The following is a 24,757-nucleotide window of genomic DNA, read 5'->3' as shown; positions in this document are numbered from 1 at the left end:
GAATGTGTTGCTCTGACATTAATGAGCAACTCCACTCAACCCAATACAGCTCATTCGTAGATTAGCAAAGCCAGCGTTTTAGTCAGGTTATCGTTGTTTTAGTGATCCAGTATTCAAGCTTTTCGGCAACTTTGGCAGATTCTATGGGCTTGGTTATGTAATCATCCATACCTGCATCCAGGCATTTTTGTTTGTCGCCTTGCATGGCATTGGCAGTCATGGCGATGATGGGAATATCTGCCTGAAGACTTCCAGCCTGTGCCGAACGTATACAGCGGGTTGCCTCATAGCCATCCATTTTCGGCATCTGGCAGTCCATCAGTACAATAGTGTATGGAGTTGAGTCATCAGCATCGCGCAATTTATCTAATGCTTCATACCCGTTTTCGGCAATGTCAGTTGATACCCCTAAATGCTCTAAGATCCTCACAGCTACAATCTGATTTACTTTATTGTCTTCAACAAGCAAAACGCGGGTGTTTTTTGCCCAGCAAGGGGCTGAGATATCGCTATCAGTAAGGTTATTTTGAATGGCTGAAGTGTCAGGAACAGCCTCAGTATTGGCCTTTACGGTAGACAACGCCTTGATGAGGTCGCTTTGAGTTGCTGGTTTGGTGAAGTATCCGTCCAGCTGTTCTGAGCTGGATTCGATGGCTTCGAACTGTTCATCAAGCAGCGTCATCATGATCAATTTTAATCGGCTATGTTCAGCGTTTCTCCGTATCTCACAGGCCATCAGCTCGCTACTCATGGTTGGAAGTGAGCGGTTAAAAAAGACAATATCTATGGTGTTTTCCGCCAGTATTTGCAGTGCAATTTCTGCGTTCTTTGCCACACTCACCTTAACCTGCCAAAGTTCAAGTTGCTTTTTGATGGCTTGATTACTGGATGTGTCCGGGTCAACTAACAGCGCACGAATATTCATAGAATCAAATGCCGGCGCACTCTGCTGAGGCTGGTCGCTTTTGGATACCAGACAAGTAAATTCAAAGCTGCTACCAATACCCACTTTACTAGAAACGTAAACATCTCCCCCTAACAGCTGGCAAAGTCTTTTCGTTATGCTCAGCCCAAGCCCGGTACCGCCATATTTTCTGGTGGTTGACGCATCAACCTGAGTGAAGGAATCGAACAGGCTCGAGAGCATGGCTTCTGGAATGCCTATCCCGGTGTCCTGGATCTGACAACTGAGAGTGTACTGGCCATCACTGGCTGACGGGTTAAGTGAGGCAGAGATGATAATTTCGCCTTCCTCTGTAAATTTAATGGCGTTACTGAGGATATTAGCTGCAATTTGCCTGATCCTGCCAGGGTCGGAATTAATAGTGTTTACGTCAATGCCCGTCAGATCCAAAACAAGGCCGATCCCCTTTGTTTGTGCTGCAAGAGCCATGGATTCTGCAAGCTGTTCAAACAGCTGCCTGACATCAAAGTCAATGAATTCCAGCTCCAGTTTATCGGCCTCAATTTTTGAAAAATCCAGAATGTCGTTAATGAGGCTGAGTAAGGAGTGCGCACTGTTGCTGGCAATTCCCACAGAATGTTCCTGCTCGGGTGTTAACTCGCTGTGTTTAAGTAGCTCCAACATACCCAGTACGCCATTCATGGGGGTTCTGATCTCGTGACTCATGTTGGCCAAAAACTCAGATTTAAGCCGGGTGGCTTCTTCCGCTTTTTTCAGTGCTGCCTCAAGCTCCGTGGCTTGCGACTTTAATGAGGCGGTTTTCTCAGAGACCTGCTCCTCAAGCTGGATCACAAACAGCTTCTGGCGGTCTATCTCAGCTTTTTGAAATCTGGTACGTAAGTAGATCACGCTAAAGATAACCAGTGCGCACGCCAATGCATACAAAGTGTAAGCCCACCAAGTTTTCCACGGAGGCGGGGACACGTGCAGGTTAACAGACAGAATGCTTGAGCCCCATTCACCACGGCTGTTGGTTGCTTTTATCTGAAAGGTATAATGCCCGCCATCTAAGTTAGTGAAAGTTGCGCTATTACGGTTGCCTATTTCTATCCAGTTGTCATCGTAACCTTCAAGCTTATAGGCATACAAATTCTTATTAGGTGAAACAAAGTCCAGGACTGAAAATTCCAGAGAAAAAATGTCATCGAGGTATGTAAGATAAATATCAGTCACATAGGAATAGGGTTTATCCAGCTTAACGGGCTGCCCCATTTTGTTAAAACCGGTCAGGATCAGCGCAGGATCTTTTTGGTTAGCCTGCAAAGGGCGTGTACTGAAATATTCAATGCCACGCTGACTGCTGGTAAATAAGAGATCGTGCCTACCTTTTACCAGGCTATCCGGATAATAGTTTAGCCCGAGCAGTCCATTGTGGCTGTCAAAATTAGTGACTTTACCATCTGCTGGAGAAAACTTGGTGATGCCTCTGTTGGTGGTGAGCCATAAATTCCCCCGCATGTCATCCGAAATCGCACGGATCAGGTTGCTGGGCAGGCCATTTTGCATACTAAAATGCGCAAAGTTATTGGTCTGAGCCTGATAGAGGTTAAGTCCCTGCTGGGTGGCAATCCAGATCTGCCCGTCCTGAGTTTGATGAATATCCTGAACGATACTCCCCAGCAGGCTGTCTTCCCGGTAAATATTGTTTGTAAAGGGCTGAAAAATTTGTTCTTTTTCCAGCCACAGATTAACGCCATTGCCGGTGCCGACCCACATATTATGTGAATTATCTTTATAGATTGTCAGTACTTCCGGATGAGATAAGCCGTAGGAGGGACCAAGGTGTCTGAAGGTGCTTGTATCGGGGCTGTAAATATAGGCGCCATTTTTGTATGTGCCTATCCACAGATCGCCTTGCTTATCGACAGCGAGTGCTCTGATTTCTCTAAATTCTCGGTGGTTAGGGTCATCCTTGGGGTACCGAATGAGCTCAGCTTCATGCGAGTCTAAATCAAATTTCGCCAGCCCTTCATCTTGTGCAATCCACAAATTACCCTGTGTGTCGAGATGCAAAACCGGACGCTCTAACAGCCTGTTTTCATCAAACCCATTGGACTCGTTAAAAATTGGGCCAGACAGGGTGCGCAAGGTTTGCGAAGACACGTCCCATTTTAACAGGTGTGACCTTGAGTTTACTATGAGCAGATCACCATTACTGTCTGAGGTAATGCCATTGGGTGCCTGTAGTTTTGAGCTGTTAATTGACTTAAATTTGCGATGAGGTACCAGTTTGAAAATGCCATGCACCTCGTTAGTTATCCAGAGCGTTCTGGCACTGTCTTCAAAGATAATTCTCATGCCATGACTATGCTCAAGGTCTAGTTGCACTAACTCATCAGTTGAAGGGGTTTTTCTGAATACCCCTTTACTGGTAACAAACCAGATGTAACCCTCCTGATCTTCAATCATAGAATTTACCTGGCCAAGATGACTGCCATCTTGTGGTCCGATTTCCGTAAAATCAGCACTTTCTGGGTCAAATGTGAATGGACCTTGCTGTGTGCCTACATAAAGCTGGTTGTCAGACGCTTTTAAAATATGGCGGATTTCATTTGTGCCGGTTGGGGTGAGATTGGCTGAGTCGGGAAAAAAGTAATGGAAACTTTTGGTGGTTTTATCGTATAAATTTAGCCCATAGCTGGTAGCAATCCAGATGCGGTCCTTGCCGTCATTTTCTATGTCCCAGATCCGGTTATGGGAAAGACCTGTTGCCGACTCAGAAGTTTTCCTGATGTGTTCAAACTGACCTTGCCCTAAGTATCGGTTAAGACCGCTATCATAAGACCCCAGCCAGATAGTACCGTCCAGATCGTGATATAAAGACTGGATCCTGTTTGCGGAAATTGAATCGGCTTGCTTGGGGTCGTGAAGGAAATTTTCAAACTTTCCTGTTTTGGGATCATATCGATTCGCGCCACCACCCCAGGTCCCAATCCAGATGTTTCCATTCCGGTCCAGCATCAGGTTTCCGGCGTCATTATGAGACAGGCCACCAGCATTCTTGCCATCAAACTCAAACAGGGTGACTTTGCGACCATCGTAGCGCATAACCCCGTTTTCGGCCGTACCAAACCAGAGTAGCCCTTGTTGGTCTTGAATTATGGAATAAATTTCTGACGAGACAAACCCGTCTTCAGCGGTCAGTTTTTTCAATGAGTATTGATTGGCAAGTAAGGGAATATTGCCAAAGCAAAGCACAGGTATGACAGCCATCAAGACCAGGAGTGTGTGTATTACAATTGACTGTCTACCCAAATGCATGATTGGCAACCATGAAAAATACTTTAAAAGTGGAGCTCTTGTTAATAGGCTAGTTGAATTTGTGAACGATTTCTATGTATTTAGCTGTTTATGCAGTTAAAATTTTATTGTGTGAGTAAGTCTTTTTTATTCAAAAATCCTTTTACTTTAACCAATAAGATGCCTGCAAATGGCTGAGCTGCAGTTATCAGGCGTGTATTGCTCGTTGGTAAAGGGCGACTTGTCGCCCTTGCTTATACCGGCTCGTTGAGAGAGTGTTCCATCGCTTCGCGCATTTTAAATTTTTGTAGTTTCCCGGTGACTGTCATAGGGTAAGTATCGACAATACGTATGTGTTTGGGGACTTTAAAGTAGGAGAGTTTGTCTTTTAGATAATCCCGTACTGTTTCTTCATCTATGTAATGCCCGGGTTTGAGTTGTAGCCAGGCACACACTTCCTCACCGTATTTTTCATCGTGGATCCCAAATACTGCGGCATCCTGAATGTCGGGATGATGATACAATACTTCCTCTATCTCTCTTGGGTAGATGTTTTCGCCACCACGGATGATCATGTCTTTGATGCGCCCGACGATGGCAACATAACCTTCGTCATCCATCACGCCCAAATCGCCCGAGTGTAACCAGCCGTCAGCGTCTATGGTTGCCTGAGTTTTTGCGTTATCCTGCCAATAGCCCAGCATGACACTGTATCCGCGAGCACAGACCTCGCCTGGTACTCCTTTGGGGGTAAGTTCGCCACTTTCATCAACGATTTTCACCTCTGTATGGGCAATAGCCCGACCGACTGTTGTGACCCGTTTTATCAAAGGAGCCGACACGTCAGTAATATGGTTAATAGGGCTGCATTCAGTCTGGCCGTAGCCAATTAAGATGTCGGTCATGTGCATTTTGGCCTGAACATCTAGCATGACCTTTTCCGGACAGGTGGCACCGGCCATAACTCCGGTTCTGAGTGAGCTCAGGTCAAACTGATTAAACTGCTCATGTTCCAGCTGTGCGATAAACATGGTAGGTACGCCATGCAGCGCAGTACATTGCTCTGCCTCAACGGTTTGTAGTGTCAGAAGCGGATCAAAAGCATCATTGGGGAAAACTGCACAGGCCCCCTGGCTGAGACATACCAGGTTACCCAGCACCATGCCAAAGCAATGATATAGGGGCACCGGGATACAGAGTTTATCATGCTCTGTCAGTTGCATAGTCTGCGCGACCAGGTTGGCATTGTTGAGAATGTTTCGGTGAGTTAATGTTGCGCCTTTGGGGTTGCCGGTTGTCCCCGACGTAAACTGGATATTGATGGCGTCGTCGGGGTTTAATCTGGGCCCGATAGTGCGCAGGGTGTCATAATCTTGTTCTGAGGCGAGTGTAAGCAACCGCTTGAAATCAAACAGCCCTGGCGGGGCCGATTCTCCAGGTTGTGGAATAACCACAACATGGGTCAGATCTGGTAGTCTGGGAGCGTAAAGATCACCAAAAGAGCAGTCTTCCAGGCCCGGGGCAAGTTCTTTGAGCATATCGACATAGTTACTATGTTTGAATTGGGAGGCCATGATGAGCATTTTGCAGCCGGCATTATTGAGCGCAAATTCTAGCTCGGCAGGGCGGTAAGCGGGGTTCAGGCACACCATAATGGCACCAATCCGCGCGGTGGCAAATTGCACCAGCGACCATTCAAGATTATTGGGTGACCAGAGCCCAACTCTGTCGCCTGGCTGGATCCCACAATGCAATAGCGCAGCAGCCAGCTCGTCAATACGAGCCTGGTACTCACGATAGTTAAGACGCTGTTGCTGGTGGCACACAACAATCGCTTCACGGTCCCCAAACTGCTCGACAATGCGCTCCAGATAGCCGCCAATGGTTTGCTCAAGTAAAGGTGTGTCAGAGGCGCCACGATGATAGCTGAGGGTTGGCTTGATTGCTGATGTTGTCATGATCTTTTCCTTGTTGTTGTCATTGCCTGCGGGCACACCCATGAAATCACTAAAGGTGCTTAAACCGTAATAAGCTATAACCCAAAGAAATAGTAAAGTTTACCCCATTGCAAGCCAGAGCCGACGAAATGACATGAAATTAGACTAAAGGCTAAAGACTAAGGGTTTGGAATTAACATCTAACAAAAGAAACAATCACCAAAAATGATCTAACGTGCAGAAGAGAATATCGCGTTGCGTAACAAAAAGCGCCGGTGCTCTTTGAGTCACCGGCGCTTTTATGCTTTGTGGCAGCTTATGCCAAATCTTCTTTAGTATCTACGTGCTCAGTTTTATGTTGCTGCGCAATTTCTTCGCAAAGCTCGTGTTTGGAGCGTTTTTCAGCCACACGTCTTGCGGTTAACCAGTAGAAGAATAAGGGCAGGAAGAATACGGCCAGGAAAGTGGCTGCGAGCATACCACCCATCACCCCGGTGCCGACACTATGACGTGCACCCGCACCAGCACCTGAGCTCAGTACCAGCGGCACTACGCCCAGGATAAAGGCCAGTGAAGTCATAATAATGGGGCGGAATCTCAACCTTGCGGCTTCCAGTGCGGCCGCAGCCGGGCTCCAGCCTTGTTGTGTCTTCATCAGCGCGTACTCAACGATCAGAATGGCATTTTTACTGGCCAGGCCAAGCAAAGTGACCAGACCAATCTGGAAGTAAACGTCGTTGGTTAGACCTGCAACCCAGATTGAGATAAGCGCACCAAAAGTACCAAAGGGCAGTGCCAGCAATACCGAAATAGGCAGTGACCAACGTTCATACAGCGCTGCCAGGATCAAAAAGACCATTACAACGGCCAGCCCCAGTGCGAGACCGGTTGTGCCTGAGCTGCGCTTTTCCTGATACGCGGATGCTGTCCACTCAAAAGTCATATCCGGTGGCAAAACTTGCTTAGCGATACGCTCAAACTCAGCAATGGCCTGGCCGGAGCTGTAACCGGGCGCGGCATTACCCATCAGCTTAACGGCTGACAAGTTATTGTACCTTTGCAGGGTTTCCGGACCCCGGCTGTACTCAATGTCAGTGAACGCCGAAATAGGGACCATCTCACCCCGGTTGTTTTTCACATAAATGCGGCCAACGTCTTCAGGTGACATACGGAACTCAGCTTCGGCTGACAACAGCACCTGCCAGGCACGACCAAACTTATTGAAGTCATTGACGTAGTAATTACCCAGGTTAGCGGCAAGTGCGTTGAACGCCGAGTTGATGTTCACGCCCATGGCACGCGCCTGCTCTCTGTCCATATGGACTTTGAGCTGCGGCGCATCTGGTCGCCAAAGCGTCTGAATACCGGCCAGGATCGGGCTCTTTTGCGCTTCGCCCATCAGCATCTGCATGCCTTGTTTGAGTCGCTCAGGATCGGTGCCTGCCTTATTTTGCAGGTATACCTCGAAACCACCGGTGGTACCCAGGCCAAAGATGGCAGGGGGGTTGAAGGCCAGTACCAGCGCTTCGTTGATCCCGGCGGTCTTCATAAACAGCTCACCAACCAGAGATTTAGTGTCAATTTCGCGCTCATCCCAGTGTTTCTGAGTAATGAACAGGGTCGCTGCACTGTTTTTGTAACCGCCACCGATAAAGTCAAAGCCGGTAAAGGCCACCACGTTTTCATTAGCCGGGTTAGACTGCGCCGCTGCAACTACTTCTTCCACTACAGCAGCGGTACGCTCCAGTGAAGAGCCATCTGGCAGGAACACTGCGGCAATGTAAAAGCCCTGATCTTCATCCGGAACCAAAGATCCCGGTGTTTTTTGCCAGATAAACACGGTTGCGCCAACCATGGAAGCCATAAGCACCAGGCCAAGCAGGCCGCGGCGGATCATAAAGCTCACGGAGCCAACATAACGGCCGGTGACGCGCTGGAACCAGTTATTGAACCGCAAGAAAAACCCTGCAGTCTGCTTGTGCTCATGCTTGAGGATCATTACGCACAGCGCTGGTGTCATGGTCAGTGCGACTACACCCGACAGGCTCACCGAAATCGAGATGGTGATGGCGAATTGTCGGAATAACTCACCGGTTAATCCACCCAGGAATGCGATGGGTACGAACACCGAGCACAATACCAATACAATTGCGACCACCGGGCCGCTTACTTCCTGCATTGCTTTAATCGCTGCTTCACGGGCATTCAGGTGTTGCTCGTGCATGATCCGTTCAACGTTCTCTAAAACGACGATGGCATCATCGACCACGATACCAATAGACAGCACCATACCAAAGAGTGTCAGGGTATTGATGGAGTAACCAAGCATGTACAGGCCGGCAAAAGTACCCAGCAAAGAAACCGGGACTGCCAAAGTCGGAATTAAAGTCGCACGCCAGTTTTGTAAGAACAGGTATACCACTAAAAATACCAGTACCATGGCTTCAACCAGGGTGATCAGTACCTCACGAATAGAAACCTCAACAAAGCGAGTTGTATCGTATGGGATACCGTGGTCCAGTCCAACCGGAAATTGCTGACGTAGCTCAGCAATCACTGATTCTACTTCGTTCGCTACATCCAGTGCATTGGCACCTGGTTGCAGGAAAACACCCAGTAATACCGCTTCTTTACCGTTAAAAGTACCGGCAAAGTTGTAATCTTTTGAGCCCAGCTCGACACGCGCAACATCTTTAAGGCGCAGGGTCGAGCCATCCGGGTTCGCGCGGATGATAATCGCCTCAAATTCTTCAGGTGTAGACAAACGACCTTTGGCTGTCACACTGTACACCAGTTCCTGCGGCTGGCTGCTGGTTGGCGTGGCACCTATAGTTCCCGCTGCATACTGTGAGTTTTGCTCACGGATAGCTGCTGTGATCTCCTCGACAGTTACACCCAGCTGACTCATTAAATCAGGGCGGATCCACACACGCATGGCGTAATCTTTGGCACCGAAAATTTGTACACTGGTAGTACCGGGAATACGCTTAATGCGGTCAAGAATATTCATAGTCACGTAGTTGGACGTCCATAGACTGGAACGCGTACCGTCAGGTGAATAAAACGCATGAACCTGTAAGAAGCTGGATGAACCCTTAGCAACCACAACGCCCTGGCGGCGTGTCTCTTCAGGCAAACGCGCTTCAACCTGTTTGACCCGATTGTTGACGTCGACCGCGGCCTGATCAATATCGGTGCCTATCTCGAAAGTGACAGTGATAGTGGTTGTACCGGAGCTGGTACTGGTTGACTCCATATACATCATGCCTTCAACCCCTGTGATGGCATTTTCTATCGGGGCTGCAACCGTTTGCTCCAATACATCGGCAGACGCGCCCGGGTAAAAGGCGGTTACCTGAACCTGAGGAGGGGCTATTTCAGGATACTGTGCAATGGGCAGGGTGCGCATTGCTGCCAGACCTGCCAGCACAATGACGATGGAGATCACAAATGCAAATATCGGGCGATCGATAAAGTACTTAGAGAACATACAATTATTCTCCTTCACCGCTCACGGAGACAGGCATTCCCGGGAAGAAGATCCTTGCCATGCCTTCAACGATCACGGGCTGGCCGGGTGTCAGGCCTTGTCGTATCACCCACATATTTTTACCATCTAAATTTACCCATTCACCCACCTCGACAGGGGCGGGCAAAGCTACCGTCATACCTTGTTCGTTCTCTGTTGCAATATAGACAAACTTACCTGTGCCGTTATCCAATACCGCACGCTGTGGCAATACGATAGCGTTATTGCGTACCGCGCCTGACAGGCGAACGCGGACAAACTGACCCGGGCGTAGTTCACCGTCGGGGTTATTGATGCGGGCTTGGAGCTCACTGGTACCCGTAAAACGGTTGACTCGCACATCCGAGAAGTCAACTTTGCCGGAGTGCGCATAGACAGAGCCGTCCTGTAGTACCAGGGTGGCATTGAACTCGTTATTTTTGGGCAGGCTGAGCGTGCCGTTTTCGACGTCCTTACGCATGGCCAGTTGCTCTCGCTCAGAAAAGCCAAAGCGGGCGCGCATCATGCCTGTGTCGGTTAATTCACTCAGTAGTACGGTCGGGCCAGAGACATAGCTCCCCTGCGAGACAAATTCCCGGCCCATGATGCCTGAAACAGGCGCTTTTACCTGAGCATACTCAAGATCAAGCTGTGCTTCACTGAGCGCTACTTTGGCTGAATCCAGATTTGCAATGGCCACTTCGTAGGCTGATACGGCATTATCGAAATCCCGCTTCGATACTGAACGTTCGTCTTTCAGGCGCTCAAGCCGGTCTCTTTCGCGCTTTGCCTGCGCCAAATTGGCTTTGGCTGCATTGAGTTCCGCTTCGGCTTTTTCAAGCTCCAGCTGCAATGGACGAAGCTCAATGGTAAACAAAGAACGTCCGGCTTTAACATATTGGCCTTCTTCAAAGTTTCGGGACTCAATAAGCCCCGACACGCGGGCCCGGATCTCCACCTCTTTATCGCCAGCCAATGTCGCTGGCAGCTCGATATTGAATGGTACACTTTGGGTCGTGACTTTGTTGATACTAACCTGTGCGGGTGGCATAGACGGACCACCCTGGCCTTGTGGCGCCTCGGAGCAGGCGGAAATTACGAGTGCAGACAATACCGCTGTTGCCAGGTGTACTACACGACTGCTTTTGTTGGCTGGATACATGTATACTCCAAATCCTGATTAAAATTTTTTATTCCTGAAAGAGACGAATTGGACTCTTAATTCTTGGGTTTACTTTTGCAAATATTCGCTGACGTGTTCACAAACCAATCAAGTAAGTGTAGCACTGCTTTTGTAATTGCGTGTGCCGATTTAATTACTGTAGATCTGGTCCTGAAACCAGTGAACAGATTGTCTTGCGGCGCGCTGCCTACACCAAAACAGCGCAAACCGCGTCAGCATTAAAGCAACCGACTGCTGTTTACCCAAAGGGGTTTTTAGTCAGTTGTACTGTGCTTGGATGAGTCGACAATGTTGCAAGTATACGCAAGTGTATACCTAATTTTTTATTGGGTAAACGGTATAGTATACTTTTTTGATAAATTAGTATACGAAAGCGTTTACTTTCACATTGGGCCTTTTTAAGTTAAACTACTGTTAATTTCACACAGATGTTCGAGTCGATGACCCAGCTTACTGAAAAACAACAAGCAATATTAAGCGCAGCGGTAGAAGAGTTTGCTCAGCGGGGGCTGCAGGCCACCACTATGGAGGCAATTTGTAGTGCAGCAGGGGTATCCAAACGTACATTGTACAAGCATTACGCAACAAAAGAAGCTTTGTTTGATGCAGTAGTCGTTTCGTTAATTGAAAGAATACAACCAATTACGACCATTCAGTTTATCCCAAACTACGATTTTGAAATTCAGCTGCGTCACCTTGCCGACAGCGCTGTTTCCCTGCTGGCGGATGAAGACTACATCAAGCTGTCACGCATCGTTATGATTGAGTCCATGCGCTGTCAGGCTCAGGCTGACAGGCTTAACCGGAAATTCAGCCAGTGCGAGTCTGCAATGAGCCTGTGGTTTGAAGAGGCTTCCCGTGCAGGGTGTCTGGGCACTTTCTCTGCGCCATTTGCCGCTGCTTTTTTTTGGGGGGCGTTGAAGCGGCTGACGTTTTGGGATCAGGCTATCCGCTGGCAGGCCCCCCTTACTGAAGCAGACCTGGATGCTTTTGTGGATCAGGCCTGTCAGTTATTTTGTGGGGGCATAAAATATGCAATACAACAACCGACCTGATCTACATGAGCGCGACTATTCAACACCAATAAAACCGCCCGTTTGATGTGCCCACAATTTCGCATAGATACCGTTTTGTGCCAGTAGGGCATCGTGTGTGCCTTGTTCAACAATCTGGCCTTGATCCATCACTATCAGCCGGTCCATTTGTGCAATGGTCGATAAGCGGTGCGCAATCGCAATCACGGTTTTACCCGTCATCAGACTGTCTAAACTATCCTGAATCGCCGCTTCTACTTCAGAGTCCAGAGCCGCGGTTGCTTCATCCAAAATCAGAATAGGGGCATTCTTTAGCAATACCCGTGCTATGGCAATACGCTGGCGTTGTCCGCCTGAAAGCTTAACACCGCGCTCACCCACCTGAGCATCCAGCCCGGTATTCCCCTGACTGTCTTCAAGTCCTTCGATAAACTGACTCGCTTCGGCTTTATTAATGGCATCCAGCAACTCTGTTTCACTTGCGTCGGGCCTGCCGTACAGCACATTATCACGAACACTGCGGTGAAGCAGTGCAGTATCTTGTGTCACCATGGCGATGTTTGCGCGTAAGCTTTCCTGGTCAACCTGAGCAATGTTTTGCCCATCAATTACAATGCTGCCTTGCTGAACATCATAAAAACGCAGCAGTAGATTGACCAGGGTCGATTTTCCCGCGCCGGAGCGACCGACAATACCGATTTTTTCGCCTGGGGCGATTGTCAGGTTAAGCCCCTGAATGACGGCATGTTGATCGGATTGCTTTTGCCGCCTGTATGCAAAGTGCAGATCGGTAAACTTTATTTCGCCCCGGGTGACGTTTAACGGCGGAGCGTTGGGCAGATCCTGTACGTCTAACGGTCTGGCCAAGGTATTTTTACCATCAATGGCGGTGCCTATATTTTCAAACAAGCTCGAAACTTCCCACATAATCCATTGCGACATGCCATTAAGGCGCAAAGCCAGGGCAATCGTGATTGCAATGGCGCCGCTGCTGATTGCACTGAGTGACCACAGGTAGAGGGAGCCCGCCGCGACACTGAACACCAGCAGGAAATTCAGTGTCTGAATACTGACATTCAACTGGGTTGCCAGCCGCATCTGCGCATAGACGGGTTGGATAAACAGGTCCATACTTTCCCGAGCGTAGATTTCCTCTCGCTTATTATACGAGAACAGCTTGACCGTGGTGATATTGGTGTAGCTGTCAACTACGCGACCTGTCATCTGAGAGCGGGCATCGGCTTGTTTGCTGGCGACCTCTTTGAGTCGGGGAACAAAATAGAACTGCATCCCTATATACAAGGCCAGCCAAATCAGCAAAGGGATCATCAGTCTCTTGTCACTGTCACTCACCAGAGCTAGCATAGCGCCAAAGTACACAATGACATAAACCAGCACATCCAGCAGTTTCATTACCGCTTCTCGGATGGCCAATGCTGTTTGCATCACTTTGGTGGCAATTCGCCCGGCAAATTCATCCTGATAAAAAGAGATACTTTGTTTAAGCAAATAACGATGTGCCAGCCATCGGATAGCCATGGGGTAATTACCCAACAAGCTCTGATGTAAAACGGCACTATGGAAAAATACCAAACAGGGGAGGCCGACCAAAGTGATCAAGGCCATCATGGTGAGCTCCTGGCGCTTAACTTCGAACAACTCAGCAGGCGTGTACGCCTGCATCCAGTCAACCAGCGTGCCCATAAAGCCGAACAACATCACTTCGAGCGTGGCCAGGATGGCAGCCGACAGCGACATCAACAACAGTGGCCACTCCATGCCTTTGGTATAAAACCGGCAAAACGCCAGTAAGCCTTGTGGGGGTTGTGTCGCTGGTCGCGCTGGGAATGGGTCAGTGAATCGTTCGAAAAACTTAAGCATATTGCCTCCTGCATGGTAACAGTGCCGGATCGACCCTGCGCGTTGATGTGGGGTGTGTTCGTCAGTTTGCTCAGAAAAAGCACACACGCCTAGCGTACTTATAACGCAGAACACGGATGAAAACCAAGTGACAAATTGAAAAAAGTGAAATAAGAGAAAGTGTTAGCTGTGTGTAGTGGGATCAAAAAGCCCGGCATGTAAGCCGGGCGAGATGGCTATTCTGCCTGCTCGGCTTCTTCATGACCATACGTTTTACGCATGATGTATACGTAGGCGTTGTGAAATGCTTGTTCCTGATATTTTTTCAAGCCGGTATCGGCGAAATCGACCGGCACCGGGTTGCGTTTCAGCTGCTCTTTGACTTCAGTTGAAGACAATAACTTAACGTCTGTGCCTTCGATAAGCTGCATCGCTGTTTCCATTTTAAAGCCTGCCGCGCTGCCCGCGAACTTGCCTTTATGGGCACGCTGACGAATGGCAATAGAGTCAATTTTGTAATCTTCTACCAGCTTAGCAAAATCGAAGTGGAATTTGCGCATCGCATCTGTGTCCTGGCCAATATTACCAAGCGTGAAGCGCGTCTGGCGAATATCACGGATATCAAAAACGTCTTCTTCTTTGCTCAACAGGCACAGCAGGGCCTCGCTGCCGGTAATCTCTACACCGAGTGTTCTCATTGTTGGTTTCCCATTAACTGGTCAAATAAATCGTTACAGGTAAAGATCATACCACAGCTCGCCAACGCCGAGAACTTATTGCAGCATCATTTCTATGGCAATGGCGGCATGATCGGAATAGCGAATGTCTTCTTCATCCCGTTTGGGGTCCAGGTGCGACGCATAATTGTGATAGGTGAGGCGTCTGACCTTGCTGTGCTCATGGTTTGGGTTGAACTCTTTAGAGGCTAAAATATAGTCGAGCGTGTTGCCTGTACCCTGATAGTAGTGAGTAGGTGGCTTCTGACCAAAGCTGAGTTGATTGTCCGCCAGGCAAAAACTATCGAATAGTCCGACGCTGTTAAAGTCCTGATGGATAGCACTGGTCGGAAACTGCTGAGTCATAAAAGACAGTGCAGGGCTGGCAATATGGTCGTTAAAATCACCCATGACGAGTGTTGCGGCGCCTTTCTCGCGCTGTGTTTTGAGGGCATCGTAGTAAACAATAGAGGCCTCCAGCGAGCGGGAGATCTGCGACTGCATGGTGCCGACGGTCTGGTGCAATAAAGTGAGCAAGGGATCTTCGACGGAAGCATTACCCAGCATGTGGGCCATCGAATGGACGCGTTGGGATTTAAAATGCACTGCATAGACGGTTGTCAGGCCAAAATCGGGTAGCTCAAAACTGCATTTGATCGGAGTTCGGTTGAACTTAAACTGGTGTTGGTTATTGAGGTATTCCAGTAACTCGGGGCAGGGCTCCAGCGGGGTAAAGCTCTTAAAGGGGAATTTGCTGGCAATGGCGACAATGGGATTAAACAGCACATTGGGATAGACCAGATCAGGTTTAGGCGTGTCTACGGTGGCAAAATACGGTAGACCCAAATCTTCACATAAGGTAGCCAGCGTTTCGGGGCTAAACACTTCCTGAAACACAATGACGCTTGGGTCCATATGCTGGATTAGACCCGTGATAAACTGGGTTTTGGTGAGCCACTGAGTGTCGTTGTAGGATTCATCAAGCTGATAAAAAGAATAAGGGGGCGCAGCAAAGTTCAGCAAATTAAAGGATGCAAACTTGTATGTGTGTTTCTGTGCCATGGTTTTCCTCGTCATTTTACCCAAATCCCTGCTTAATCTTAGTCTTTTCCTTGCAACTCGTCACGTGAGCGGTCACAATGGTCTCCGCGTTTGAAAGTCCCCGGACACTGACAGTATATCACTGTTCAATCAATGCTTATTCGTAAAAGCGTTGATGGGCATCAAATTTAAAAGAATTAACTTAACTAATACATGTGATGCGTTGTAGGTGTCACCACTGTAAATAGGAATTATCATGCCAGTAATTACTCTCCCTGACGGCAGTCAGCGTATTTTCGAAAACCCGGTCACTACTTTAGAAGTCGCTCAAGACATCGGCCCAGGCCTGGCGAAAGCCACCATCGCAGGTCGTGTTAACGGTGTGCGTGTTGATGCATGCGACCTGATTGAACAGGACGCGCAGCTTGAGATCATCACCGCAAAAGATGAAGATGGTTTAGAGATAATCCGTCACTCGTGTGCGCACCTGATTGGCCACGCGGTTAAGCAGCTTTTCCCTGAAGCCAAAATGGCAATCGGTCCGACCATTGATAACGGTTTCTACTACGACATCGACATGGAGCACTCGCTGACTCAGGAAGACCTCGATGCCATCGAAAAGCGCATGCTTGAACTTGCTAAAACTAACTATGACGTTATTAAGAAGAAAGTAAGCTGGCAAGAGGCACGCGACGCATTTGAAGCGCGTGGCGAAACCTACAAAATGGAAATCCTGGATGAAAACATCGACAAAGATGACCGTCCAGGCTTATACCACCATGAAGAATATGTGGACATGTGTCGTGGTCCACATGTGCCAAACATGAAATTCTGCCAACACTTCAAAATTATGAAAGTGGCTGGTGCATACTGGCGTGGTAATGCAGAAAATAAAATGCTTCAGCGTATCTATGGTACTGCGTGGGCAGATAAGAAGCAGCTTAAGGCTTACCTGAAGCGTCTGGAAGAAGCTGAGAAACGCGATCACCGTAAAATTGGTAAAGCACTGGATCTGTGGCACTGGCAGGAAGAAGCGCCGGGCATGGTTTTCTGGCATAACGACGGTTGGAGCATCTACCGTGAGCTTGAAGACTTCGTGCGTGAGAAACTGCGTGAGTATGCTTACGAAGAAGTTAAAGGCCCGCTGATGATGGACCGTGGTCTGTGGGAAAAATCAGGCCACTGGGACAAGTACGCTGATGCGATGTTCACCACAGAGTCTGAAAAGCGTGAATATGCCATTAAGCCAATGAACTGTCCGGGACACGTGCAAATCTTCAACCAAGGCTTGAAGTCGTACCGTGACTTACCATTGCGTATGGCCGAATTTGGCTGTTGTCACCGTAATGAGCCTTCGGGCGCACTGCACGGTCTGATGCGTGTTCGTGGTTTTACACAGGATGATGCGCATATCTTCTGTACTGAAGAACAGATCATGGATGAAGTATCAGCTTGTATTAATATGATCTATGATACATATTCAACGTTCGGCTTTGAAAAAATTGTCGTAAAACTGTCTACGCGCCCTGAAAAGCGCATCGGTGACGACGAAATGTGGGACAAAGCAGAAGAAGCGCTGGCTGATGCACTTAAAGCGAATGACATTGAGTTCGACTACTTGCCGGGCGAGGGCGCGTTTTACGGCCCTAAGATCGAGTTTACCTTGTACGACTGTCTTGAGCGTGCTTGGCAATGTGGCACAGTACAGCTAGACTTTGCTTTACCGGGCCGCTTGGGCGCGACGTATGTGGCGGAAAACAATGAACGTAAAACACCAGTGATGATCCACCGTGCTGTTTTGGGCTCACTGGAGCGTTTCATTGGCATCCTGACAGAAGAGTATGCGGGTTTATTCCCGACCTGGCTTGCCCCTAAGCAAGTGGTGATTATGAATATCACCGACAAACAGGCGGACTATGTGCACGAAGTTGTACAAAAACTGAATAAACTTGGAATAAGAGCCTGTGCTGACTTGAGAAATGAAAAGATTGGCTTTAAAATCCGCGAGCATACTTTAAAACGTATCCCTTATCTCCTTGTTGTTGGTGACAAAGAAGTAGAACAACAAGAAGTTGCGGTAAGAACACGCAAAGGTGAAGACCTGGGCAAGTTCTCTGTTGATGACTTCATTGCTAAGATCAGCGAAGAAATTAAAGACAGACGTTAATTTAACAAACCTGTGCGAAGGGCTTATCAACTAACATAAAACGCTTTTCGCACAATATATTTTTGACTTTTTGGAGGAACGTACCATTAGAGGCGGCAAAAAAGGGCAAACTACTGCTCAGAAAAATCGTATCAATGAAGAAATCACAGCGAAAGAAGTTCGCTTAATTGACGCTGAAGGCGAACAGGCAGGCGTAGTTTCAATTAGAGAAGCAAGAACGCTTGCGGAAGAAGCCGGCCTGGACCTGGTTGAGATCAGTCCGAATGCAGAGCCACCAGTCTGTAAAGTAATGGACTACGGTAAGTTCCTTTTTGAAAAAGCAAAACTACAAAAAGAACAAAAGAAAAAGCAAAAACAGATCCAGGTTAAAGAAATCAAATTCCGTCCTGGCACGGACGAAGGCGATTATCAGGTCAAACTGCGTAACCTTCGCAAATTCCTTGAAGCGGGCGACAAAGCGAAAATCACCATTCGTTTCCGTGGCCGTGAAATGGCCCACCAGGAAATTGCCATTGAAATGCTTAATCGTTTGAAAGCGGACCTGGAAGAGGTGGCTCAGGTTGAGTCATTCCCGAACCGGGTGGAAGGCCGTCAAATGATTATGATGATGGCGCCTGTTGCGAAAAAGTCTTAATTAAGGCATAATACGCGCCGATTTGACGATCGACAGAATTTAACTCAGGTTTCAAGTGCGTACGCCACCTGAGTTAACCGGTACCTAAGTAAAGGTCACTTATGGCTTTTCACCGGAATTAGGGTGCATACCAGGCCAAAAAAGTGATGTTTATCATCCGCCTGATTGCATAATGTTAACGCAATATCATTTGGAGTTATTGCAATGTCTTACAAACTAAAGACACACAGAGGTGCTGCTAAGCGCTTCAAAAAGACTGCTTCTGGCGGTTTCAAGCGTAAACAGTCGCATCTTCGTCACATTCTGACTAAGAAATCTTCTAAGCGTAAACTTCACCTACGTAACAAGACTATGGTTCATAAGAATGACCTTGGTCTTATCAATCGTATGTTACCATTCGCTTAATAGAGGATATCAGAAATGGCAAGAGTTAAACGCGGTGTTATCGCACGTGCACGTCACAAAAAAGTATTAAAGCAAGCTAAAGGTTACTACGGAGCACGTTCACGTGTTTATCGCGTAGCTTTCCAGGCAGTAACTAAAGCAGGTCAATACGCTTACCGTGACCGTCGCGCTAAGAAACGTACTTTCCGTCAACTATGGATTGCACGTATCAACGCTGCTGCACGTCAAAACGGCCTTTCTTACAGCCGTTTCATCAATGGCCTTAAAAAGTCATCTGTTGAAATCGATCGTAAGATCCTAGCTGATATCGCAGTATACGACCAAGTAGCTTTCGCAGCACTAGTTGCTAAAGCAAAAGAAGGTCTTGCAGCTTAATTCTCTTAAGCTAAGCGATTGAAAAGAAAAGGAGCCAATGGCTCCTTTTTTTGATCCAGTCACTACTGTATGCAGTGATATTATCTATTTTTCAGCAAAATTTTATCCAACCAGGCTGAGCTGAGCAGACGTTTTAGATACCCCATCAGATAAGTCGGGAAGGTCACATAGTATCTTGGCTTGGCGCGTTTAGCGCTAAGGGCATGCAGTAATTTGTCATAGACAGCCTCTGGCCCCAGCGTGAATTTTTGAGGTGCAGATTGTGCATTCAGACGAGTTAACTGAGCCTCATATTCGGCCTTGTGCACGCTGCTACCTATTTCAACGTGTTGCTCAAATGCAATGCGCGCATTACGACGAAACTCGGACAGAATTGGACCAGGCTCTATCAGACTGACCTGAATATTTGACCCGCTTAGTTCCATACGGAGTGTATCGGTTAACCCCTCCAGTGCGAATTTACTTGCATTGTAAGCACCGCGGTAAGGTAAGGCTACCAGCCCCAGAACTGAAGAGTTCTGAATTACTCGACTGTCACCTCCGTGCTGTCTCATATGGGCAACAGCCAAGCGTGTCAGTGTGTGCCAGCCAAATAAATTAGTTTCAAACTGAGCGCGCAATACATCGGTAGGTAAATCTTCAACGGCACCGGGCTGACCATATGCCCCATTGTTGAATAGCGCGTCTAGCTGACCGTCGCATAATGCCACGGCTTCATCAAATCCTGTTTTGATAGAGGACTCATCAGCCAGGTCTAAAATGACACAGGGGATCCCGCTTTCCCGAAAGCGCTCTAAGTGTTGAGGATTACGCACCGATGCGACGACACGAAACCCAGCTGTATGGAGTGCTTGGGCGCAGTAAAAGCCGATCCCGGTTGAGCATCCGGTGATTAAAATCGATTTTGTCATGTGTTTATCCATGTTTTGTCGCTTGGCCAAAAGTCAGCTCGCGATTAACTGTGAATTTTTGTAGAATCACCGCACATTGTAAGTTGTTAATTTAAATATTGATATAATCATCATATCGATAGATAGAAATAAAGATTGTTTATGAATTTAGGCATTGTTTTGCTAAGTGCAACAGTAAATCTGAATAGTCATTTACCGCCGCTTCAAGACTGGCAAGGAAAAAGCGTTAGTCTTATGCAAGAGCAGGGGCCGCTTACCACAGATTTTGAACTGAGCAAGGGCTTGGAAAGTCCTGATTATGCAAAAACGATGGCATTTGTAGACCGTTTGGTTGCCGCTAATCCAACCCAGTTTAAAGCGGTAACGATAGGCAAAAGTGATGCTGGCCGAGATATAAAAATGCTGGTTGCCTCGCAGGTTAATCAGTTCAGTCCTGCGATGTTAAAAAATAATAACAAGCCGACTTTGTTGATCCAGGCTGGGATTCATGCGGGTGAAATAGATGGCAAAGATGCCATGTTTATGTTGCTTCGGGATATTGCCACAGGTAAACGTCGCGATATTTTGAACAAAGTCAATATTCTGTTTATTCCTATCCTTAACGTGGACGGACATGAACGGCGCAGTGTCTACAACCGCATTAATCAGCGCGGGCCAAAGGAGATGGGATACCGTACGAATGGGCTGAACTTAAACTTAAATCGTGACTATACTAAGCTCGACACGCCAGGCGTACGGGCTGTCATGAATGTCATTAATCAGTATCAACCCGCAATGTATTTAGATTTGCATGTAACGGACGGTGCTGACTATCAGTATGACATTACCTATGGCTTTAATCCGAGTTTCGCCAGTGAATCTCCAGCAGTTGCAAAAGTGTTGGAGCAGCACTTTACACCGATGATTGATGAAAAGTTGCGTCAGCAAGGCCACGAGCCCGGACAGCTGGTGTTTGTGATGGATAAGCGGGACTTCAAACAAGGACTGGCTGGCTGGGTTGCCAGCCCCCGTTTTTCTAATGGATGGGCAGACATTAAGGCTTTACCCAGCATTTTACTAGAGAATCACTCCCTCAAGCCTTACAAACAGCGTGTGCTGGGCACCTATGTATTTGTTGATGGCGTGATTGATGCTTTGACAGAACATCAACAAGCATTGGCTAAGGCTGTCGAGACAGAGAAACATTTTGTGCCTGATGAGTTGGTAGTAGAGCGAGGTTATAGCGAAAAGCCGGATTTGATCACCTTTAAAGGTATCAGCTATAAACGCTTTGAAAGTGCGCTGTCCGGTCAAATGGAGGCAAAGTATCTCGGGAAGCCTGAGTTTTATGAGCAGTTACCCGTATACTGGCAGAAAGTAGAAAAGCGCAAAGTAAAAGTGCCAAGTGCATTTTATATCCCACCAGCGTATACAGGTACAGTCGACAAACTCAAACTGCATGGTATTGCTGTTGAGCAGTTGAATACAGATGTGCTGGCAGACGAGCTGGTCCAATTCTCCATTACGTCATATGAATTTGCTAAGTCGCCATTTGAAGGCCGTTTTCGTGTCAGCGCCCAGTTTGAACAGCAAGCCGTATCATCGTCTCTGAGTCTGTCTGGGTGGTACAAAGTGTCTACACAGCAGGCCGGTGGCGAGTTGGCAACGCATTTATTGCACCCAGAAGCGCCAGATTCATTGTTCGTCTGGGGTGACTTTCCGGGGGTATTTCAGCGTACAGAGTACGTTGAAAATTATGCACTTGAACCATTTGCTCGGAAAATGTTAAAAGACAACCCAGCTATGGCGCTGGCGTTTGATAAAAAAATCAGCGAGGATAAGGCCTTTGCAGGTGATCCTAAGGCTAGAATGGAGTGGCTCTACAAGCGCACACCTTATTATGATCAGGCATACCTAAAGTACCCGATCCTCATGTCCTTTAAGGAAAAGTAGATGCAGGTAATTACGATACCCGTCACACCATTTATGCAAAATTGCCGTATCATTTGTTGCCCTGACACAGGTGTGTGTGCAGTGGTTGACCCGGGAGGCGATGTTGATAAAATATTGTCTGCTATAGAGGAACGCAAACTCAATGTTGAAATGATTTTGCTTACTCATGGCCATTTGGATCATGTTGGTGCGAGCGAAACATTATCAAATGCATTGGGGGTTGAAATTGTTGGACCACAGCGCGATGATAAGTTTTGGTTTGACGCATTACCTATGCAAGCTCAGATGTTTGGCTTTGCACCACACGCGACGTTTTTTCCTGCGCGTTGGCTTGAACATGGTGAAAGTGTTGAGCTTGGCAAGCTAAAACTGGAAGTTCGCCATTGCCCGGGACATACACCTGGGCATGTGGTGTTTTATGAGCCCCAAAGCGCTTCTGTGCTGGTTGGGGATGTATTATTTAAAGGATCTGTAGGTAGAACGGATTTTCCGAAAGGAGATGCCGCGCTATTAAAACAGTCAATAGAAACTCAGTTATTCACTTTGCCAGAGGCGACGCGGGTAATGAGCGGTCACGGGGAAGACACCTCGGTAGGCTATGAACAGCGCCATAATCCTTTTATGAGCGGGCGGTTTGGCTGATAACTGAGGCTATCAGCACTGTATTCATTTAACTAATTAAAAATTAAGAAAAATATGTCATTAAATCAGGTTGATCGTCAAATACTAGCGTTGCTACAGCAAGATGCAAGTTTATCTACGGCAGAGATTGCCGATAAAGTCGGGTTATCGCAATCACCTTGCTGGCGCCGAATTGCCAAACTGGAGCAAGATGGATACATCAAAGGTAAAGTTGCTTTACTCGATGAGAAACAGCTCGGTTTTGATATGCTTGTTTATGCCCACGTAAAATTGTCCAATCATGGCCGAAATAACCTTTCTGAGTTTGAAAAGCTGATCATGAGTTACGATGAAGTCACAGAGTGCTATACCATGGCTGGTACTATGGACTTTATGCTACGTATTATTTCTCGTGGTATAGAAGGCTATGAGCAATTTGTCAGAGATAACCTGCTTAATCTTGAATATGTTCAGGAAGTACATTCAAACGTCACGATGACGTGTGTCAAGCGGACCACAGCCCTGCCAATCTGATTGTCATACATCAGACCTGAAACTCAACTATAATGTATCACATTTGTTAAAAGCGCTGGATTTTGCTAGGATCCAGCGCTTTTCTGTCGTAGTAATAATCTTGGGGATTTAAATGTTTAATCTAATAGGCAAAGCGCCCAGCTCTGCTAAGAACGACATACTGTCAGGATTGACCGTCGCTCTGGCGTTGGTACCTGAAGCTGTCGCATTTGCGTTTGTCGCGCATGTCGACCCATTAGTTGGCTTATACGCTGCATTCATCGTGGGTTTAATCACCTCTATTTTTGGTGGTCGTCCGGGCATGATATCTGGTGCAACCGGTGCGCTTGCTGTGGTTATGGTTAGCCTGGTGATTGAACATGGTGTCGAATATCTGTTTGCAACCGTACTGCTTATGGGGGTTTTACAGATCCTTGCGGGTGTGTTTAAGCTGGGTAAATTTATTCGCATGGTACCGCACCCCGTAATGCTGGGCTTTGTGAACGGTCTGGCTATCGTTATCTTTTTGGCTCAGCTCGGCCAATTTAAGATTATGGATGAGTCTGGCACATTGCAATGGATGCAAGGGCATCAGCTTTACATTATGGCTGGCCTGGTTGCACTGACTATGGCAATCATCCATTTTCTGCCAAAGCTAACAACCGCAGTGCCTTCAAGCCTTGCGGCAATTTTGGTGGTGACAGGCTTGGTGATTGGCCTTGATCTGGATACACGAAACGTACTGGATTATCTTAAAGATATGAGCGGTAACGTGAATGCAACCATTGCCGGTGGCTTCCCTGAGTTTCATATTCCTCAGGTTCCCTGGACCTGGGAAACGTTTACGATTATTTTCCCGTATGCGCTTATCCTTGCGGCAATTGGTCTGATTGAATCACTCTTAACACTGACCCTGATTGATGAGATCACGGAAACGCGCGGCCACTCTAATAAGGAGTGTATAGGTCAGGGCGCTGCAAATATGACCTGTGGTGTGTTCGGGGCTATGGGCGGATGTGCGATGATTGGTCAGTCCATGATCAACATTAACTCAGGTGGTCGCAGTCGTCTTTCTGGTATTACTGCTGCTGTCTTATTGCTTGCCTTTATTCTGTTTGCGGCAAGTTTAATCGAAATGATCCCACTGGCTGCGTTAGTCGGTGTGATGTTTATGGTTGTACTGGGGACGTTTGAATGGTCAAGCTTCCGCCTGATGAAGCGCATTCCAAAGAGTGATGCGTTTGTAATTGTCCTTGTTTCTGGTGTCACAGTGGTGACCGACCTTGCTATTGCAGTATGTGTTGGTGTGATTGTATCGGCACTCGTGTTCGCCTGGGAACATGCAAAGCATATCTATACCAGCAACTACATTGATGAACAGGGCTCAAAAGTCTACGAGTTACATGGCCCACTGTTCTTTGGCTCCGTTAAAAACTTTGCTGAATTGTTTGATGTCGCGAATGACCCTGCGGATGTGATCATCGAGTTTAAGCATAGCCGTGTTGCTGACCACAGTGCAATTGAAGCGATAGATGCACTTGCAGAAAAATACACTAAGGCGGGTAAAAAGTTACACTTACGTCACTTAAGTCAGGATTGTCAGCAGTTGCTGGCAAAAGCGGCAGATCTGGTGGAAGTGAATGTGATAGAAGATCCAAAGTATAAAGTTGCGTCAGACAAGTTAGCGTAACCTGATTGAAAGAAGCCCCTTACAAG

At 47.5% G+C, this 24,757-nt stretch carries 17 protein-coding genes; 9 read left to right on the top strand and 8 right to left on the bottom strand.

Annotated features, from left to right (window positions below; genetic code table 11):
• Positions 1-82: 82 nt before the first annotated feature.
• The 4 genes from NH568_RS22745 to NH568_RS22730 all read right to left on the bottom strand — a co-directional run bounded on the left by NH568_RS22745 (position 83) and on the right by NH568_RS22730 (position 10,811).
• The gene (locus tag NH568_RS22745; protein WP_253110673.1) at positions 83-4,177 is read right to left on the bottom strand and encodes a hybrid sensor histidine kinase/response regulator; all 4,095 of its coding nucleotides are present in this window, start codon (positions 4,175-4,177) and stop codon (positions 83-85) included.
• Positions 4,178-4,458: 281 nt separating this feature from the next.
• Positions 4,459-6,162, bottom strand: a complete 1,704-nt coding sequence (locus NH568_RS22740; protein ID WP_253110671.1) for an AMP-binding protein — start codon at positions 6,160-6,162, stop codon at positions 4,459-4,461.
• A gap of 295 nt (positions 6,163-6,457) precedes the next feature.
• Positions 6,458-9,631, bottom strand: coding sequence for a multidrug efflux RND transporter permease subunit (locus NH568_RS22735; protein WP_253110668.1), 3,174 nt, complete (start codon positions 9,629-9,631; stop codon positions 6,458-6,460).
• Between the two features lie 4 nt (positions 9,632-9,635).
• Positions 9,636-10,811 carry an efflux RND transporter periplasmic adaptor subunit gene (locus NH568_RS22730; protein WP_253110664.1) on the bottom strand — a complete coding sequence of 392 codons (1,176 nt, stop codon included), beginning with the start codon at positions 10,809-10,811 and terminating at the stop codon, positions 9,636-9,638.
• Positions 10,812-11,272: 461 nt separating this feature from the next.
• Here NH568_RS22730 and NH568_RS22725 point away from each other — a divergent pair, with 461 nt between their 5' ends.
• Entirely contained in the window at positions 11,273-11,887 is a 615-nt protein-coding gene (locus tag NH568_RS22725) for a TetR/AcrR family transcriptional regulator (protein WP_253110661.1), read from the top strand.
• A gap of 15 nt (positions 11,888-11,902) precedes the next feature.
• On the opposite strand, the gene NH568_RS22720 is transcribed toward NH568_RS22725, so the two are convergent.
• From NH568_RS22720 to NH568_RS22710, 3 genes are all read right to left on the bottom strand, one after another.
• Positions 11,903-13,747, bottom strand: a complete 1,845-nt coding sequence (locus NH568_RS22720; protein ID WP_253110660.1) for an ABC transporter ATP-binding protein — start codon at positions 13,745-13,747, stop codon at positions 11,903-11,905.
• 215 nt (positions 13,748-13,962) lie between these two features.
• Positions 13,963-14,424 carry a DUF3010 family protein gene (locus tag NH568_RS22715; RefSeq protein WP_125717620.1) on the bottom strand — a complete coding sequence of 154 codons (462 nt, stop codon included), beginning with the start codon at positions 14,422-14,424 and terminating at the stop codon, positions 13,963-13,965.
• A 75-nt stretch (positions 14,425-14,499) separates the two neighbouring features.
• Complete coding sequence (locus tag NH568_RS22710) at positions 14,500-15,504, bottom strand: endonuclease/exonuclease/phosphatase family protein (RefSeq protein WP_253110658.1); 1,005 nt, start codon at positions 15,502-15,504, stop codon at positions 14,500-14,502.
• Positions 15,505-15,739: 235 nt separating this feature from the next.
• On the opposite strand from NH568_RS22710, the gene thrS reads away from it, so the two are divergent.
• The 4 genes from thrS to rplT all read left to right on the top strand — a co-directional run bounded on the left by thrS (position 15,740) and on the right by rplT (position 19,064).
• Positions 15,740-17,650, top strand: a complete 1,911-nt coding sequence (gene thrS, locus NH568_RS22705) for a threonine--tRNA ligase (RefSeq protein ID WP_253110656.1) — start codon at positions 15,740-15,742, stop codon at positions 17,648-17,650.
• A gap of 70 nt (positions 17,651-17,720) precedes the next feature.
• Positions 17,721-18,284, top strand: coding sequence for a translation initiation factor IF-3 (infC, locus tag NH568_RS22700; RefSeq protein ID WP_138553418.1), 564 nt, complete (start codon positions 17,721-17,723; stop codon positions 18,282-18,284).
• A gap of 204 nt (positions 18,285-18,488) precedes the next feature.
• The gene (gene rpmI, locus NH568_RS22695) at positions 18,489-18,689 is read left to right on the top strand and encodes a 50S ribosomal protein L35 (protein ID WP_010387195.1); all 201 of its coding nucleotides are present in this window, start codon (positions 18,489-18,491) and stop codon (positions 18,687-18,689) included.
• 15 nt (positions 18,690-18,704) lie between these two features.
• Positions 18,705-19,064 carry a 50S ribosomal protein L20 gene (rplT, locus tag NH568_RS22690; RefSeq protein ID WP_010387194.1) on the top strand — a complete coding sequence of 120 codons (360 nt, stop codon included), beginning with the start codon at positions 18,705-18,707 and terminating at the stop codon, positions 19,062-19,064.
• Between the two features lie 80 nt (positions 19,065-19,144).
• On the opposite strand, the gene NH568_RS22685 is transcribed toward rplT, so the two are convergent.
• Positions 19,145-19,975: an SDR family oxidoreductase gene (locus NH568_RS22685; RefSeq protein WP_253110654.1), complete on the bottom strand. Its 831-nt coding sequence runs from the start codon at positions 19,973-19,975 to the stop codon at positions 19,145-19,147.
• Between the two features lie 141 nt (positions 19,976-20,116).
• On the opposite strand from NH568_RS22685, the gene NH568_RS22680 reads away from it, so the two are divergent.
• From NH568_RS22680 to NH568_RS22665, 4 genes are all read left to right on the top strand, one after another.
• Positions 20,117-21,907, top strand: coding sequence for a M14 family metallopeptidase (locus NH568_RS22680; protein WP_253110652.1), 1,791 nt, complete (start codon positions 20,117-20,119; stop codon positions 21,905-21,907).
• Positions 21,908-22,549, top strand: coding sequence for an MBL fold metallo-hydrolase (locus NH568_RS22675; RefSeq protein WP_253110650.1), 642 nt, complete (start codon positions 21,908-21,910; stop codon positions 22,547-22,549).
• A 54-nt stretch (positions 22,550-22,603) separates the two neighbouring features.
• On the top strand, positions 22,604-23,062 hold the full coding sequence (locus NH568_RS22670) for an Lrp/AsnC family transcriptional regulator (RefSeq protein WP_046004338.1): 459 nt from the start codon (positions 22,604-22,606) through the stop codon (positions 23,060-23,062).
• 112 nt (positions 23,063-23,174) lie between these two features.
• Positions 23,175-24,731 carry a SulP family inorganic anion transporter gene (locus NH568_RS22665; protein WP_253110648.1) on the top strand — a complete coding sequence of 519 codons (1,557 nt, stop codon included), beginning with the start codon at positions 23,175-23,177 and terminating at the stop codon, positions 24,729-24,731.
• Positions 24,732-24,757 lie beyond the last annotated feature (26 nt).

Source organism: Pseudoalteromonas sp. XMcav2-N (assembly GCF_024124545.1).
Classification (GTDB): Bacteria; Pseudomonadota; Gammaproteobacteria; order Enterobacterales; family Alteromonadaceae; genus Pseudoalteromonas.
The sequence above is the reverse complement of the archived record's forward strand: the minus strand, read 5'-3'. Positions and strand labels throughout refer to the sequence as shown.

Coding starts and splice junctions, on each gene's coding strand:
- thrS (WP_253110656.1), top strand. CDS start 15,740: ATGCCAGTAATTACTCTCCCTGACGGCAGTCAGCGTATTTTCGAAAAC.
- NH568_RS22715 (WP_125717620.1), bottom strand. CDS start 14,424: ATGAGAACACTCGGTGTAGAGATTACCGGCAGCGAGGCCCTGCTGTGC.
- NH568_RS22685 (WP_253110654.1), bottom strand. CDS start 19,975: ATGACAAAATCGATTTTAATCACCGGATGCTCAACCGGGATCGGCTTT.
- rplT (WP_010387194.1), top strand. CDS start 18,705: ATGGCAAGAGTTAAACGCGGTGTTATCGCACGTGCACGTCACAAAAAA.
- NH568_RS22665 (WP_253110648.1), top strand. CDS start 23,175: ATGTTTAATCTAATAGGCAAAGCGCCCAGCTCTGCTAAGAACGACATA.
- NH568_RS22680 (WP_253110652.1), top strand. CDS start 20,117: ATGAATTTAGGCATTGTTTTGCTAAGTGCAACAGTAAATCTGAATAGT.
- rpmI (WP_010387195.1), top strand. CDS start 18,489: ATGTCTTACAAACTAAAGACACACAGAGGTGCTGCTAAGCGCTTCAAA.
- NH568_RS22740 (WP_253110671.1), bottom strand. CDS start 6,162: ATGACAACATCAGCAATCAAGCCAACCCTCAGCTATCATCGTGGCGCC.
- NH568_RS22720 (WP_253110660.1), bottom strand. CDS start 13,747: ATGCTTAAGTTTTTCGAACGATTCACTGACCCATTCCCAGCGCGACCA.
- NH568_RS22735 (WP_253110668.1), bottom strand. CDS start 9,631: ATGTTCTCTAAGTACTTTATCGATCGCCCGATATTTGCATTTGTGATC.
- NH568_RS22730 (WP_253110664.1), bottom strand. CDS start 10,811: ATGTATCCAGCCAACAAAAGCAGTCGTGTAGTACACCTGGCAACAGCG.
- NH568_RS22725 (WP_253110661.1), top strand. CDS start 11,273: ATGACCCAGCTTACTGAAAAACAACAAGCAATATTAAGCGCAGCGGTA.
- NH568_RS22745 (WP_253110673.1), bottom strand. CDS start 4,177: ATGGCTGTCATACCTGTGCTTTGCTTTGGCAATATTCCCTTACTTGCC.
- NH568_RS22710 (WP_253110658.1), bottom strand. CDS start 15,504: ATGGCACAGAAACACACATACAAGTTTGCATCCTTTAATTTGCTGAAC.
- NH568_RS22675 (WP_253110650.1), top strand. CDS start 21,908: ATGCAGGTAATTACGATACCCGTCACACCATTTATGCAAAATTGCCGT.
- NH568_RS22670 (WP_046004338.1), top strand. CDS start 22,604: ATGTCATTAAATCAGGTTGATCGTCAAATACTAGCGTTGCTACAGCAA.